We start from the raw sequence: 14,625 nt of genomic DNA, 5'->3' as shown, positions 1-14,625 counted from the left end.
CCCTGTCCGGGGATGTCTCGGTCATCGAACCAATATCGTCCGACGATTTAATTTGATCGGTCGGGTCAATTGGTTGTGAAAAAGGGGGCCGCCGGCCCCCTTGATGTACTCAGCTTCGCACCCCGGCAAAACGTGTTTGCCAGTCTTCCCGCTGTTCGTCGGTGATCTTGGCGAACAGGACGTCGGGCACCGTGAACGCGTGCCCGGCGGGCAGGGCGCTCAGCGCGGCGTCCACGTCCTCGGGCCAGCTGGTGTCGAGCGTGTTCATCGCGCTCAGCATCCTGGCCGAAGTCTCGGGAATGAACGGCGCGCTCAGCACCGCGTAAAGCCGGATGAGGTTCAGGCCCAGCCGCACCTGCGCGGCGGCCTGTTCCGGGTCTTCTTTGAAGGTTGACCACGGTGCCGTGGCCTGCAGGTATTCGTTGCCCGCAACCCAGATCGCGCGCAATTCCTGCGCCGATTTGCGCACCTCCATCGCCTCCATATGCGCCTCGTAGGCGCGGATGCGCTTGGTCAGTTCCTCGATCAGCGCCTGTTCGCGTTCGCCGTATGCGCCACCGGCCGGAACCTCTTCGCCGTATTTCGAGCGGCAGAACTTGGTGATCCGGCTGACGAAATTGCCCAGCACGTCGGCCAGGTCCTTGTTGACCGATTGCTGGAAGTTCTCCCAGGTGAATTCGCTGTCGCTGCTTTCGGGCGCGTGGCTCAGCAGCCACCAGCGCCAGTAGTCGGCAGGCAGGATATCCAGCGCCTGGTCCATGAAGACGCCACGGCCCTGGCTGGTCGAGAACTGTCCGCCGTCATAGTTCAGATAGTTGAACGACTTCAGGTGATCGACCAGCTTCCATGGCTCGCCCGAGCCCAGGATCGTAGCCGGGAAGGAGAGGGTGTGGAAGGGCACGTTGTCCTTGCCCATGAATTGCACATAGCGCACGTCGTCGGCGCCTTTGTCGGTGCGCCACCAGCGTTCCCATTCCGCATCCGGCTTGCCGTGCGCGTCAGCCCATTCCTTGGCGCAGGCGATGTATTCGATCGGCGCGTCGAACCAGACGTAGAAGACTTTGCCTTCCATGCCGGGCCAGTCTTCGTCGCCCTTCTTGACCGGGATGCCCCAGTCCAGATCGCGGGTGATGCCGCGGTCCTGCAGCCCGTCGCCGTCATGCAGCCATTTCTTGGCGATCGAAGTGGTCAGCACCGGCCAGTCGGTCTTGCTGTCGATCCAGGCGTCCAACTGATCCTTCATCGCCGACTGGCGCAGGTACAAGTGCTTGGTCTCGCGCACCTCAAGGTCGGTCGAGCCGGAAATCGCGCTGCGCGGGTCGATCAGATCGGTCGGGTCCAGCTGCTTGGTGCAGTTCTCGCACTGGTCGCCGCGGGCCTTTTCGTAACCGCAGTTGGGGCAGGTGCCCTCGATGTAGCGGTCGGGCAGGAACCGGCCGTCAGCGTTGGAATAGACCTGCTTTTCGGTCACTTCGCGGATCAGCCCGGCCTCGGCCAGCTTGCCGGCGAAATGCTGTGTCAGCTTGTGGTTCTGCGGGCTGGACGACCGGCCGAAGTGATCGAAGCTGAGGCCAAAGCGCTTGGCGATGTCGGCCTGTACCTCGTGCATCTCGGCGCAGTATTCGGCCACCGGTTTGCCGGCCTTGGCCGCTGCCAGTTCGGCCGGGGTGCCGTGTTCGTCGGTGGCGCACAGGAACATGACCTCGTTGCCGCGGCCGCGCTGGTAGCGCGCGAACAGATCCGCCGGCAGCTGCGAGCCGATCAGGTTGCCAAGGTGCTTGATCCCGTTGATGTAGGGAATTGCCGAGGTAATGAGAATCCGAGCCATGTTTGGTTTCCGCCTAACTGTCTGCGCGCGCTCTATCAAACCGGATCGGGAAATCCCAGCCCCAGAATGCTATCGCCCTTCGCGCGAGCGTTTCAGCAGGCGGCCGATTGTGAAGGAGGTGCGCGGTGCGTAGACATAGTTCGTGCGTTCCTCGGGTGTCGGGCGCGAGCGCATCCGGGCCAGTCCAAAGACGATCAGGACCGCGTGACCCAATGCCACGAAGGCAAACAGCGCGCCGGGGCCGAATTGCTCGATCAGCGTCGAGGAAACATAGGGCGAGGCGATAGCCCCCAGCGCGTACCAGAACATCAGCGCCGCCGACAGTTCCACCCGCTGCTCGGTGGTGGCGAAGTCGTTGGCATGCGCCGAAGAGATCGAGAAAATCGGAAAGGTCGTCATGCCGAACAATCCGGCGGCCAGCATGACGCCCACGGTGCCTGTGCCGCTGGCCGCCATGGTGATGCTGCAACTGACAACGGCGGCAATCGACATCCAGATCAGCACCCAGCGCCGGTCGTATTTGTCGGCCAGCCACCCAACCGGATACTGCGCCAGCGCGCCGCCCAGAACAAAAGCGGCCAGAAAGAACGCGATCTGATCGACGCCTAGCCCAACCTCTTGTCCGTAGACTGGACCAACCATCCGGAACGAAGCAGAGCTGATGGCCGAGACGATCACACCAGCCACCGCCAAGGGCGAGCAATGCCAGGCCAGCTTGGGCCGCAAACGCGGTGCCTCCGGGGTTTCGGGCTGGCTGGCGCGCGTCAGGGTCAGCGGCAGCAACGAGGCACAGCACAGGATGGCCAGCAGGTTGTAAGAGACATATGAGGCAGGTGGCAGAACGGCGATGATCAACTGCGCGCTCAGCGATGCTCCCATATCGGCCAGCCGGTATGTGCCCATTGCGCGGCCGCGGGTTTCGTTGGTGACTTTTGCGTTCAGCCAGGCCTCGATAACCGTATAACAACCCGCCACGCAGGTCCCCGAGGCAATGCGCAGCGCTGCCCAGGCATAGGGGTTTTCGGTCAGGGTGTGGCCAATCAGACCCATCGCGCCCAGAGCCGTGCAGACCGCAAAGGCTCGCGAGTGCCCGATGGATCCCATCAGCCTTGGCGCCCACCAGCATCCCGCGAAAAAGCCCAAAAAGTGAGCCGAGCCCAGAAGGCCGATCTGTTCTGTTGAAAACCCCAGCGTCAGGCCGGATATCGCGTCCAGCGGACCCACGCCGCCCGTGGAAAGCTGCAGAAGAATGACCGAAAGAAAAAGGGCGGCGAATGAGATGATGGTACGCATGGGTCCAGTAGATGTCCGAATGGCGTATGACGATGCGCGCGGCTATTCGACTTTGTGGTGTCGTTTTCCGCCAGTTTCAGGGTTTTCTGCGAATTTCGGTTCGTATGTTCAATCCCACAGTTTCGTCGACCAGATCCGAATAGCCGGTGGCGCCGAAATCGTTCCGGTTCAACGCGCCGGTCAAATGGATGAACAACCGGTCCAGGTCGTCCTTTGCGGATCCCGGCGGGCGATAGAGGGTGGCATCAAGGGTGATCGGGCGGGTCTCGTCGCGCACCGTCAATTCGCCTGTGACGGTCGCTCCGTCGGAAATGCGTCCGCCGGGGCCAAGGCTGACAGCGGTCGAGACGAAGTGGATTGATGGAAACCGCGCGGCATCCAACACGGATCGGCTTAGCATCGGGCCGCGTGCAAACGGCAGTCTCGTGCGTGCCTCGGCGACGTTCAGGACGACGTCGACCATGCTGTTGCGCAGGTTTTTCGTGTCCACCAGAACATCAGCGGTCTGGATTGGCATGGTGCCGGTCTGAGCCGAGCCAGCCAGACCGAATGTGAATTCGATCAATGTCCCTTGTGTTTCAAGTATATACGGAACCGGGGCGGCCACGGCGTGCCGCACCAAGGGCAGCGATGCCAACCCCGCCAGTACCAGAGTTCGGCGGGTCAGGCGATTCATGCCGGAACCCGCCCGTGGCGCGGCCGCGAGCGCATAAGCAATGTCGCAATAATGGCGATGTTCAGCCCGTTCCACAGGATGCCGTTCACGAAGGCCAGTTCATACTTCCCGGTCACGTCATAGATCCAGCCGGACATCCAGCCACCCAGTGCCATGCCCATGATCGTCATCATCATCACGAAACCGACCCGTGCCCCGGCTTCTTGCGGGGGCATGTATTCGCGGACGACCAGCGCATAGCTGGGCACGATGCCGCCCTGCGCCAGTCCGAACAACAGGCTGATGACATAGAGCGACACCATCCCGTCATAAGGTAGGAACAGGAACAGGGCGATGCATTGCAGGATCGACCCGATCAGCAACGTGTGAACGCCGCCCAGCTTGTCCGCGACCAGCCCCGAGATGATCCGGCTGACGACACCGCCCATCAGCATGAGCGACAGCATCTCGGCCCCGACCGCCGGGCCATAGCCCAACCCGACGCAGTAGGAGACGATGTGGACCTGCGGCATCGACATGGCGACGCAGCAGCCGATTCCGGCGAGGCCCAGCACATACTGCAGGGTCCGCGGCGACAGGCCGACGCCGCGCGCGTTGATCTGCGCGGCAGCTGCGGCGGTGCCATGCGCCTCGACCGGGACCTGCCGGCGCAGCAGCAGCGACAGCGGGATGACAACGATCAGAGTGATGACCGCCAATGTCAGATAGACCTGCTGCCACCCGTCGCGGGCAAGGATACCGGACAGGAGCGTGGGCCAGATCGCGCCGGATAGATAGTTTCCGCTGGCCACCAGCGCGACGGCGATTCCGCGTCGGCGCAGGAACCAGTGCGAGATGTCGGCGATCAGCGGGCCGAACCCGACGGCGGTGCCCAAACCCAGCATCAGATGCGCCACCGACAGCATCGTGATCGTCGGCGCCCATGTCGCCAGTAGATAGCTGAGCGCGCTGAGGCCTGCGGCACCGATCAGCGCCTTGGTCACGCCCAGCCGGTCCACCACCTGACCCAGCCACATGTTGCCAAGCGCAAATCCGATCATGGCCAGCGTGTAGGGCATCGATGCCTCGGCCCGGCTGGCGCCGAACTGAGTCTCGATTGCGGGCATCACCACGATCACCGCCCACATGCCCACATTGGCCACCGCCGCGATGGCCAGCGTGACCAGAAGGCGAAGCCAGGAATAGCGGCTGTCGTGGATCGGGTGGGTCATTCCGGCACGCTAGGGGGCGGGATGCGGTTTGACCAGTCACAACTTGCGTGACCCGGGGCCGGTCGGTCAGGCGCAGGTTTCCTCGGCGCCGATCCGTTGCAGGTGCAGCCCGGCGCGCGGCGCGGTCTGGGTGGCGTGCCAGCTGACCGGGGGCAGGGCGCGGGCGCGGCGGCGAGTCAGGGTCCAGCGGCGGGTCTGGCCCGTGTGCGCCGGGGCCATGTGCCAGCGCGTCTCGATGCCCTGCGCGCCGCCGTCGCCGGGGGTCAGCAGCAGGCCCAGCGGGGCCTGACCCATCGTGCCCCCCTGTTCGGCGGCCAGATGCATCCGGCGCACCGGCGTCAGGCCCGGTGCCCCCGGCAGGTCGCCGATCACCAGCGGCACCGCCCCGCTGCGCAGCGCCTCTTCGATGCACCACAGCAGGTCCTCGGCCCGGGTGGGGCGGACGAACAGGAACCGGGCGGGATCGGCAAAGGGCATCATGCCGTCGGGGTTCAGCTGATCGGCCTCCCACGCGGGCGAGATCCACAGGACCGGCCCTTGCGCCTGACCGGCCAGCCACATGGCAAAGCTGCGCCGCGCGGGGCCGCAGGCCTCGTGCACGCGGGCCAGTTGCAGCGAAATCTCGTCATGCAGGGTCAGCCCCGGCGCCGCGCGCGCCGGTTTGCGGCCAAGAAGATGCGTGGACATGGCCGAATGCTAGCATGTTCCCATTTTGTTCTCAATGCCGAAAGCCGCCGTTCAGCGCGACAGGATCATCCGGCCGTCAGAAAACTGGATGTTGGAAAAACGGTGCAGGTAATCCATGCCCAGCAGGGACTGGTCAAGATCTCCTCCGTTGATCCATGCCGGAACATTTCGGTCTGTGATGGGCCCCAACGCCAGACTGTCGAGGCGCACAGGCGCAGTCTGGACCACCCCATTTGCGGTCGAGGCACGCCCGTGAAAGGTCAGCTGATCGGTATCGAACCCGACGCGCTCCGCATCCTGCGGGCTCAGCACGATCTGACTGGCTCCGGTATCAACCAGGAAAGTCACCGGTTTGCCATTCACCAGCATCGGCAAGTAATAATGTCCGTCGAACGAGCGGGGCACTTCGATCACATCTCCGGTCACGGACATCTGCGGAGATACGCCAACGGTCGAGCGGATATCGCCCCAAAGGCCGACAACGGCAATGATCCCGATGAAGATGAAGACCCAGGCCATGGCCATCTGCAGGGTCTTGCCCAACGACTGCCGATTGTGAGTGAAGAACCACATCAGCAGTGCGGCTCCCAGCAGAACCAGATAGGCCAACCGTCCAAAATCGTCACCATCCATGCGGGCACCCGAAACCTTCTTTCATAAGGTCAATATGGGGCTTCAGGACGCGAACCCAAAGGCCTTGAGCCCATCGAGAATGAACTGAACCGACAGCGCCGCCAGCAGCATGCCCAGCAACCGCGTCAGCACGGTCAGCCCGGTCTTGCCCAGAATGCGCGCGATCAGGCCGCTGGACAGGAAGAACAGCAAGACAACTGCCATCACGGCAAGCATCACGCCGACAGCCGCAGCGATGCCCTGAATGCCGGGGTGCTCACCGGCCAGCAGGATGATCGTTGCGATCGATCCGGGCCCGGCCACCAGCGGAATGGCCAGCGGAAAGACCGAGGGGTCAGGGTGCTCTTCCTCTTCCGCACGGTCCTCGCGCCGTTTGTTGCGCCGCTCGAACAGCATGTCGAGCGCGGTCAGAAAAAGCAATGCGCCGCCAGCAACCTTGAAGGCCTCCATCGAGATGCCGACAAAGCCAAGAACCGCCTCGCCGAAAGCGGCGAAGGCGATAAGGATGCCCGAAGCGGTCAGGCACGTGCGGTAGGCGACGCGGCGACGGGTGGCCGGGTCCATTCCTTGCGTCAGCGCGACGAAGATCGGTGCGGTGCCAAAGGGGTCGATCACAACGAACAGGGTTGTGAACGCGGTTATGAAGAATGCCATTTCGATCATGCGGCGGCCTCTGCGTTTTCCAGCCGCTCGGCGGCGGCGACCCACAGCGCCTCGGCGCGCTGCATAGCCTCGACCACCTCGGCAAACTTGCGGTTCCAGGTTTCCAGATCACCGACGCGGTCATCCTCGTACAAGGACGGATCGGACAATTTGGCCGAGAGCTTTTCGTGCATCTCGGCCAGCTTCTCCAGCCGTTCCTCGCATTTCCGCAGGTCGGCCCGAAGCGCCAGGATGGTGTCGCGAGAGGCACGTTTGGGTTTGGCGGCTGTTTTTTCCCGCGCCGGTGGCTTGTCGCGCGCCAGCAGCATCTGGCGATAGGCTTCAAGGTCGCCGTCAAAGGGTTTGACCGTACCGTCCGAGACCAGCCACAGCCGGTCTGCCACCAACGCCAGAAGGTGCATGTCGTGGCTGACCAGAACCACCGCGCCGGAATAGGCGGTCAGCGCCTCGACAAGGGCCTCGCGACTTTCGATGTCCAGGTGGTTGGTCGGCTCGTCGAGGATCAGCATGTGCGGCGCGTCGATCGTCGCGATCAGCAGCGACAGGCGCGCTTTCTGGCCGCCCGACAGGCGGCCCACCTCGGTTTCAGCCTGATCCGCGCCCAGCCCGAAACCGGCCAGACGCGCGCGCAGCTGGGCCGGGGTCTCGGTCGGGCGCAGGCGCCGCAGGTGATCCAGCGGTGTTTCGTCCACATGCAGCTCGTCCACCTGATGCTGGGCGAAATACCCGATGCGCAGCTTGCTGCTGCGAGCCATCTTGCCCGCCATCAGGGGCAGCCGGTCCGACAGCAGCTTGGACAGGGTCGATTTGCCCTGACCGTTTTTGCCCAACAGCGCGATCCGGTCGTCCTGATCGATGCGCAGGTTCAGACGGCGCAGCACCTCGGTGTCGCCATAGCCGGTCACGCCGCCCTCGATCTGGATGATCGGGGGCGACAGTTCCTCGGGTTCGGGGAATGAAAAGGCACGCAGGGCGGCCTCTTGCGGGGTCGAGATCAACTGGATGCGTTCGATCATCTTCAGCCGCGATTGTGCCTGAACGGCCTTGGACGCCTTGTAGCGGAACCGGTCAACGAAGCTCTGCAAATGGGCGATGCGGGCCTTGGCCTTGGCGTTTTCGGCCTCGGCCTGGGCCAGACGTTCGGCGCGGCGTTCGGCGAACTTGTCATAGGGCACCGCGTAATAGGTCAGCTGGCGGTCTTCCAGATGCAGGATCGAGCCGACCGCCCGGTTCAGCAGGCCCCGGTCGTGGCTGATGACGATGACCGTATGCGGATATTTCGCCAGATAGCTTTCCAGCCACAGCGCGCCTTCAAGGTCCAGATAGTTGGTCGGTTCGTCCAGCAGAAGCAGGTCGGGCTGCGAGAAAAGAACCGCCGCCAAAGCGACCCGCATCCGCCAGCCGCCCGAGAAATCGGAACAGGGACGCTGCTGGTCGGCATCGTCAAAGCCCAGCCCCTTGAGGATCGTGGCCGCGCGGGCTTCGGCCGACCAGGCGTCGATATCGGCCAGCCGGGTCTGAATCTCGGCAATCCGGTCGGGGTCGGTGGCCTGCTGCGCCTCGGCCATCAGGGCGCTGCGCTCGGCATCGGCGGCCAGGACCGTGTCGATCAGCGACACGTTTGACGAGGGCACCTCTTGTGACACACCGCCGATCCGCGCGCGGCGGGGCAGGGTGATCGTGCCCGATTCCAGCGCCAACTCGCCCCGGATCAGGCGGAACAGAGTGGTCTTGCCGGTGCCGTTGCGGCCGACCAGACCCACCTTGTGGCCTTCGGGAATGGTGGCGCTGGCGCCCTCGAACAGGGGGCGGCCCTCAACCGAATAGGTGATGTTCTCGATCCGTAGCATGGGCCGCTCTTAGCAGAGCGATACTGGCACCGCCAGACGCAAGCCATGTGCAAACCACATGTGCTGTGCTAGCGCTTTTGCAGATGAACGAAATTCGGATGTTGAGATGCGGGCGGTACAAACTCCACCCTCTTTGGTGACCCTTGTCCTAGCGACCGGTCTGTCCGTGCTGTCGCTGAACATGTTCCTTCCGTCCCTTGCGAACATGGCGGTCGATTTTCGGGCGGATTATGCGCTGGTGAACCTGTCAATCGCGGCCTATCTGGCCGTGTCCGCCGTACTGCAACTGATCCTTGGGCCAATGTCCGACCGGTTCGGGCGCCGGCCGGTTCTTTTGACCTGCATGACGGTTTTTGTGGCGGCGTCACTGGGCTGTGTTCTGGCCGAGTCGATCTGGACCTTTCTGGGGTTCCGTCTGATGCAGGCCGCCGTGGTTGGGGGCTCGGTGCTGTCTGCCGCGTCGATCCGCGACCAGTTTCCGCCCAACGAGGCCGCAAGCAAGCTGGGATATGTCGCCATGGCGATGGCTTTGGCGCCGATGCTGGGCCCCATGCTGGGCGGCACTTTGGACATGATGTTCGGGTGGCGGGCCGGGTTCGTCTTTTACACGGTTGCTGGGGCGGCGCTGCTGACGCTGCTCTGGGCGGATATGGGCGAGACCAACCGCAACCGGTCCGGCACTTTCGCCGCGCAGATGCGCGAATACCCGCACCTGTTCCGTGCCCGGCGGTTCTGGGGCTACGCGTTGTGCGCGGCATTCTCGATCGGGGGGTTCTACAGTTTCATCACCGGAGCGCCCCTGGTGGCCGCCGCCTGGTTCGATCTGAGCCCCGCGACGCTGGGCCTGGGGATCGGCATCATCACCGGAGGTTTCATGGTCGGCAATTTCGTGACGGGTCGGATCGCCGCGCGTACTCGGCTGACGACGATGATTCTGGCCGGACGCATCATCGCCTCGGTTGGGCCGTTCTGCGGGCTGCTGCTGTTTTTAGTGGGAATGGGGTCGGTCTGGGTGTTTTTCGGATCAGCTATCTTTGTTGGTTTTGGAAACGGTTTGACGAACGCCAACGCGTCTGCAGGGGTCATGTCGGTTCGCCCCCAGCTGGCCGGCAGCGCGGCGGGCCTTTCCGGGGCTCTGATCGTCGCGCTCGGTGCGGTCATTACTTCGATCACCGGAGCTGCGGTCAGCCCTGAAAACGGGCCGTATCTGGTGCTGTCGATGATGGCAGGCAGTAGCTTTCTGGGCCTTTTGGCCGTTCAGTATGTCCGTTGGGTGGATGCACGGGACCCGCTTCCCGACGCAATCTGACGCCCAAAGGCGCGATCGCGCCATCATTCCACTTTTCACGGGCGAAATACCGTGTTAGGCGGCGCGCGATGAATTTCGCGCGGCCCAGCCCGCGCCGTCAGACCAAGGAGAGGCCCGATATGGCACTGGAACGCACTTTTTCGATCATCAAGCCCGATGCAACCCGCCGCAACCTGACTGGCAAGATCAACGCCAAGTTCGAGGAAGCCGGCCTGCGCATCGTCGCGCAGAAGCGCATCCACATGACCAAGGAACAGGCCGGCAAGTTCTACGAAGTTCATGCCGAGCGTCCGTTCTATGACGAACTGTGCGAGTTCATGTCGTCTGCACCGGTTGTCGTTCAGGTTCTGGAAGGCGAAAACGCCATCGCCAAGAACCGCGAAGTGATGGGTGCAACCAACCCCGCCGATGCGGCACCGGGCACCATCCGCGCCGAGTTCGCCGAGTCGGTCGGTGAGAACTCGGTTCACGGCTCGGACGCGCCGGAAACCGCAGCGGTTGAGATCGCATATTTCTTCTCGGGCATCGAACTGGTCGGCTAAGCCGCACCACGATACCTGTCGAGATTGCCGCGTCCGATTTCGGGCGCGGTTTTTTGTTGGTCAGACGGATTTCAGATCGTCAGGGCCGACGCGTACACCGATGGCATCCAGATCCGCGATGATCCGGGACGCCGGAGCCCGGTTCGTTGACGATTTCAAAGCATCGAACCTTGCGCGCAGGGCTTTCTTTTCTTCGCCCTTGCAATCGTTCCAGGGGCGGCCCTGCAAGCCCATGACCAAAACGTAATAGCCGATGAAATGGGGCCGGGTTCCGGCCTGTATCAGCCGGGCATAGGCCGCATCGGCACCAAGCTCGCGCAGCTCTTCGGCCGAGTGGATGCCCGCACGGGCACAGGCCTGTTCGAAAGCAGGTCCAAGGTTGCGGATGGAAGACACAGGTTCGGGCATGTTTCTTTCTTAGCTTTGCCGGGGCGTGCTGTCACTGCCCGCCGGAACGTTGTGCGACGAATTCCGTTGCGCTAGGCATTGAGCGACGGGTCCGTGCAGGAGGGGGAAGGAATTGACAAGCGACATCAGTAATCTGGACCTGATGAACCCGCCTGAGGGCTTCATCGACAATCCCTTCCCGTTTTATGATGCGCTGCTGTCTTCGGCGCCGGTTCTGGCGCAGCCCGATGGCTCGGTTCTATTGTCGCGGCATGCTGATCTGGACCGGATCTATCGGGACACGACCCTGTACTCGTCCGACAAAAAGGCCGTGTTCGCGCCAAAATTTGGTCCCGGATCGCCCTTGTTCGAGCATCACACCACCTCGCTGGTGTTCTCGGATCCGCCATTGCACACGCGGGTTCGCAAAATCATGACTTCGGCCCTGACCCCGCGCGCCATCGCCCGGATGGAGCCCGGTTTGATCCAGACTGTCGATCTCTTGCTGGATCGCCTGGAAGACAAGCGGCAAGTGGATCTGATCGAAGACTATGCCGCCACCATCCCGATCCAGATCATCGGAAACCTTCTGGACGTACCGGTGGACGAGCGCGAACCGCTGCGCGACTGGTCCCTGGCCATTCTTGGGGCGCTCGAACCGGCATTGACCGCCAAGCAACTCGAAGACGGCCATGCGGCCGTTCGGGACTTCAAGGAGTATCTGGCCGATCTGGTGGCTCGGCGCAGGGCCACGCCCGGCGACCCCGAAACCGACGTATTGACCCGGTTGATCCGCGGTGAAGGGGCCGACGAAAAGCTGAGTGAAATCGAGTTGCTTCAGAATTGCATCTTCATTCTGAATGCGGGTCATGAAACCACGACGAACCTGATCGGAAACGGGTTGGCCCTGCTGCATGACCACCCGGAGCAGCGTCAGCGGCTTGTGGATGATCCAAGCCTCATCAATTCGGCGGTCGAAGAGGTTTTGCGGTTCCGTTCACCCAACCAGTTCGGCAACCGGGAAACGACGGCTGACGTCGTGATTGACGGGCGTCCAATCGCAAAGGGCACCAACCTTCATCTGTGTATCGGCGCTGCAAACAGGGATCCGGCCGTGTTTCCAGACCCGGGCCGGTTCGACATTTCGCGCAAACCGAACCGTCACCTTGCCTTTGCCGGCGGGCCGCATGTCTGCGCAGGCCTTACACTTGCGCGCCTTGAAGGGCGGGTCGCCCTGTCGCGGTTCGTGACAAGGTTCCCAGATTTCCAACTGCCCGATGAACGTGTCAGAGGCGGACGTATGCGGTTCCGCGGATACGCTTCCTTGCCTGCGTCCATTTGATCCGCAAAAAGGTGGGGCGTTAACCTAGGGTTTTTGCGCCAGCTTCAGAACTGCCTTCAATCCGGGATCTGCATTCTGAGCACTGAAGCCCCCGCCATGCATGCGGGTGATGGCCGCCACCAGAGCCAGTCCGAGGCCTGAGTTTCGGTCCGACCGCGCGGGATCGAGCGTGACGAAAGGCAGTTGAAGCTGCGACAGCATCTCGGCCGGCACGCCCGGGCCGCGATCGCGGACACTCAGCAGGGCAAACGGGCCGTCTTCGCGCAGTTCGATGGAAATTGCAGTTCCTTCAGGGGCATAGCGCATGGCGTTTTCCAGAAGGTTCGACAGGGCCTGCGACAGCAAAGGGCGGTGCCCCATGATCGGAGCCGCCCGACCCGTGACCTCGAGGCGCACATCCTTGTCGGCCGCGACCGGTTCGTACAACTCCACAGCATCGTTGACCAAGCGTTCAAGGTCCACAGGTTCAAACTGCTCCCGCCCCAATCCGGCCTCGGCGCGTGAGATCTCGGTCAGCTGCCCGAGAACTCGCAACACGTGATCGATTTCGGCCGTTGCCCGGGCGATGTCGACCTCACGATCCGGGTCGCTTTTGCCTGGCTCGGCCAAGGCGACCACCCGCTGCTTCAACCGGGACAGAGGTGACCGCAGATCATGCGCGATCGAATTCGACGTGGTGCGCAAGTTGCTGACCAACTCTTCGATCCGGTCCAGCATGTTGTTCAATGTGCCTGCCATCTGGTCGAACTCGTCGCCGGTACCACGCTGTGGCATTCGTTGGGATAGGTCGCCGGACACGATGGTTTCTGCGGTGTCGGCGATATCCTTCAGCCGCGAAAACACCAGACGGGTCAAAAGCCAACCGGTCAGAATGCTCAGCGCAAGGGCCGCGCCCAGGGCCAGCGCCACCGAATGAAACAGCACCCGGTCGAACTGCTGACGGGCGAGGGCGTCGCGGCCAACCAACAGCCTTTCGCCGCCGGGCAGCAGGATTGATGCGGCGGAGATCGGGACCAGTTGATCCGTCTCGGTTCTGCGCAGCTCCAGATCCACCCACCCACTGCCAGCGGCGATGCCTTCGGGCCATCGCTTGAGGTTGCCGGCCAAGGTTTTTCCCGAGCGGTCAGCCAACAGATAAAGTGCATCACGCTCGGACGCGGTCGGAAGCCGGCGTTCGATGGCCACCATCAGGCCGACAAGCCCGAGGCGTTCGTACTCATCCGCCAGCCCGGTCAGTTCGGCGGACACGACAGATCGGGTTTCGCCTTCGATCGTGCGGTTGGCGGTGATATAGACCAGCAACAATACGGCCGCGGTCAGCAATGTGCTGAGCACCATGCTCGCCAGCACCAGCCGCGTCCTGGAGTCCTTGAACGACAAGGGCGACTTAACCATCAGAAACCATGTAACCGGCCCCGCGCACGGTTTCGATCAGCGGTGGTTCACCACCTTCGTCCAATTGCCGACGCAGTTTGGAGATATGAACGTCGACGACGTTTGTGTTCGGGTCGAAATGATAGTCCCAGACACCTTCAAGAAGCATCGTCCTCGACACCACCCGGTTTTTCCGGCGAAGGAAGAATTCCAGAATCTGGAACTCTCTGGGCGTCAGGGTGATCTCGCGACCGTTGCGCGTGACCTTTCGGGTCAACAGATCCATTTCAAGGTCGCGGCATTTGAGGGTTGGGGTTTCCTCGGATTCCTGAGGTCGGCGCAACAGGGCTTCGATCCGGGCATGAAGTTCCTGAAATGAGAAGGGCTTGACCAGATAGTCGTCGGCACCCGCATGCAGCCCTTTCACCCGCTCGTCCACGGCGCTCATGGCTGTCAGCATCAGAACCGGCGTCTTGACCCCGGCGGCGCGCATTGACTTGATCAGAGCCAGGCCGTCCAGCCCGGGCAGCATCCTGTCCAGAACGACCGCGTCAAATCCGCCGTCGGTCGCGTGGTACAAACCTTCGCGGCCGTCCTCGGCGCATTCAACGACATAACCTTCCTCGCCAAATCCCTTGGCGATGAAGTCCCGCGTGTCTTCATCATCCTCAACGATCAACAGACGTCTGCTCATGGTCGGATTTCCTTTCACTCAGGATATAATCACGTATGGACAGGTAAAAAAACTGCCGGGTGCGAAATCCGCACCCGGCAATCCCGACAGCACGTGGACAAATCGTGTCCGTCAGGAGATGCGCGCACCGGATATC

At 62.7% G+C, this 14,625-nt stretch carries 14 protein-coding genes; 3 read left to right on the top strand and 11 right to left on the bottom strand.

Annotated features, from left to right (window positions below):
• Window positions 1-109 precede the first annotated feature (109 nt).
• The 8 genes from metG to AC2FNZ_RS18430 all read right to left on the bottom strand — a co-directional run bounded on the left by metG (window position 110) and on the right by AC2FNZ_RS18430 (window position 8,841).
• The gene (metG, locus tag AC2FNZ_RS18465) at window positions 110-1,828 is read right to left on the bottom strand and encodes a methionine--tRNA ligase (protein WP_496841558.1); all 1,719 of its coding nucleotides are present in this window, start codon (window positions 1,826-1,828) and stop codon (window positions 110-112) included.
• Window positions 1,829-1,897: 69 nt separating this feature from the next.
• Window positions 1,898-3,121, bottom strand: coding sequence for an MFS transporter (locus AC2FNZ_RS18460; RefSeq protein ID WP_496841557.1), 1,224 nt, complete (start codon window positions 3,119-3,121; stop codon window positions 1,898-1,900).
• Window positions 3,122-3,197: 76 nt separating this feature from the next.
• Window positions 3,198-3,797 carry a YceI family protein gene (locus AC2FNZ_RS18455; RefSeq protein WP_496841555.1) on the bottom strand — a complete coding sequence of 200 codons (600 nt, stop codon included), beginning with the start codon at window positions 3,795-3,797 and terminating at the stop codon, window positions 3,198-3,200.
• The gene (locus AC2FNZ_RS18450) at window positions 3,794-5,008 is read right to left on the bottom strand and encodes an MFS transporter (RefSeq protein WP_496841554.1); all 1,215 of its coding nucleotides are present in this window, start codon (window positions 5,006-5,008) and stop codon (window positions 3,794-3,796) included. Before AC2FNZ_RS18450 ends, AC2FNZ_RS18455 begins: the two co-directional genes overlap by 4 nt.
• Before the next feature lie 66 nt (window positions 5,009-5,074).
• The gene (locus tag AC2FNZ_RS18445) at window positions 5,075-5,695 is read right to left on the bottom strand and encodes an ImuA family protein (protein ID WP_093961848.1); all 621 of its coding nucleotides are present in this window, start codon (window positions 5,693-5,695) and stop codon (window positions 5,075-5,077) included.
• Between the two features lie 51 nt (window positions 5,696-5,746).
• The gene (locus AC2FNZ_RS18440; protein WP_496841553.1) at window positions 5,747-6,328 is read right to left on the bottom strand and encodes a retropepsin-like aspartic protease family protein; all 582 of its coding nucleotides are present in this window, start codon (window positions 6,326-6,328) and stop codon (window positions 5,747-5,749) included.
• A gap of 42 nt (window positions 6,329-6,370) precedes the next feature.
• Window positions 6,371-6,991 (bottom strand): MarC family protein, encoded by a 621-nt coding sequence (locus AC2FNZ_RS18435; RefSeq protein WP_093961850.1) that lies wholly within the window; start codon window positions 6,989-6,991, stop codon window positions 6,371-6,373.
• The gene (locus tag AC2FNZ_RS18430; protein WP_496841551.1) at window positions 6,988-8,841 is read right to left on the bottom strand and encodes an ABC-F family ATP-binding cassette domain-containing protein; all 1,854 of its coding nucleotides are present in this window, start codon (window positions 8,839-8,841) and stop codon (window positions 6,988-6,990) included. Before AC2FNZ_RS18430 ends, AC2FNZ_RS18435 begins: the two co-directional genes overlap by 4 nt.
• A gap of 106 nt (window positions 8,842-8,947) precedes the next feature.
• Between AC2FNZ_RS18430 and AC2FNZ_RS18425 the strand changes: the two genes are divergently transcribed.
• Together AC2FNZ_RS18425 and ndk are read left to right on the top strand one after the other, a co-directional pair.
• A complete protein-coding gene (locus AC2FNZ_RS18425; RefSeq protein WP_496841550.1) occupies window positions 8,948-10,150 on the top strand; it encodes a multidrug effflux MFS transporter in 1,203 nt (400 codons plus the stop codon).
• Window positions 10,151-10,269: 119 nt separating this feature from the next.
• Complete coding sequence (ndk, locus tag AC2FNZ_RS18420; protein ID WP_027237357.1) at window positions 10,270-10,692, top strand: nucleoside-diphosphate kinase; 423 nt, start codon at window positions 10,270-10,272, stop codon at window positions 10,690-10,692.
• A gap of 60 nt (window positions 10,693-10,752) precedes the next feature.
• Here the strand turns inward: ndk and AC2FNZ_RS18415 are convergent, their stop codons facing one another.
• Window positions 10,753-11,100 (bottom strand): TfoX/Sxy family protein, encoded by a 348-nt coding sequence (locus tag AC2FNZ_RS18415; protein WP_093961853.1) that lies wholly within the window; start codon window positions 11,098-11,100, stop codon window positions 10,753-10,755.
• Window positions 11,101-11,242: 142 nt separating this feature from the next.
• Between AC2FNZ_RS18415 and AC2FNZ_RS18410 the strand changes: the two genes are divergently transcribed.
• Window positions 11,243-12,421 carry a cytochrome P450 gene (locus AC2FNZ_RS18410; protein ID WP_496841660.1) on the top strand — a complete coding sequence of 393 codons (1,179 nt, stop codon included), beginning with the start codon at window positions 11,243-11,245 and terminating at the stop codon, window positions 12,419-12,421.
• A gap of 24 nt (window positions 12,422-12,445) precedes the next feature.
• Here AC2FNZ_RS18410 and AC2FNZ_RS18405 read toward each other — a convergent pair whose 3' ends face one another.
• Together AC2FNZ_RS18405 and AC2FNZ_RS18400 are read right to left on the bottom strand one after the other, a co-directional pair.
• Window positions 12,446-13,816 carry a sensor histidine kinase gene (locus tag AC2FNZ_RS18405; RefSeq protein WP_496841548.1) on the bottom strand — a complete coding sequence of 457 codons (1,371 nt, stop codon included), beginning with the start codon at window positions 13,814-13,816 and terminating at the stop codon, window positions 12,446-12,448.
• Window positions 13,809-14,489, bottom strand: a complete 681-nt coding sequence (locus tag AC2FNZ_RS18400) for a response regulator transcription factor (RefSeq protein WP_093961855.1) — start codon at window positions 14,487-14,489, stop codon at window positions 13,809-13,811. The genes AC2FNZ_RS18405 and AC2FNZ_RS18400 overlap by 8 nt, the downstream gene beginning before the upstream one ends.
• Window positions 14,490-14,625: the final 136 nt, after the last annotated feature.

Source organism: Ruegeria sp. SAZA006, assembly GCF_059613465.1.
The sequence above is the reverse complement of the archived record's forward strand: the minus strand, read 5'-3'. Positions and strand labels throughout refer to the sequence as shown.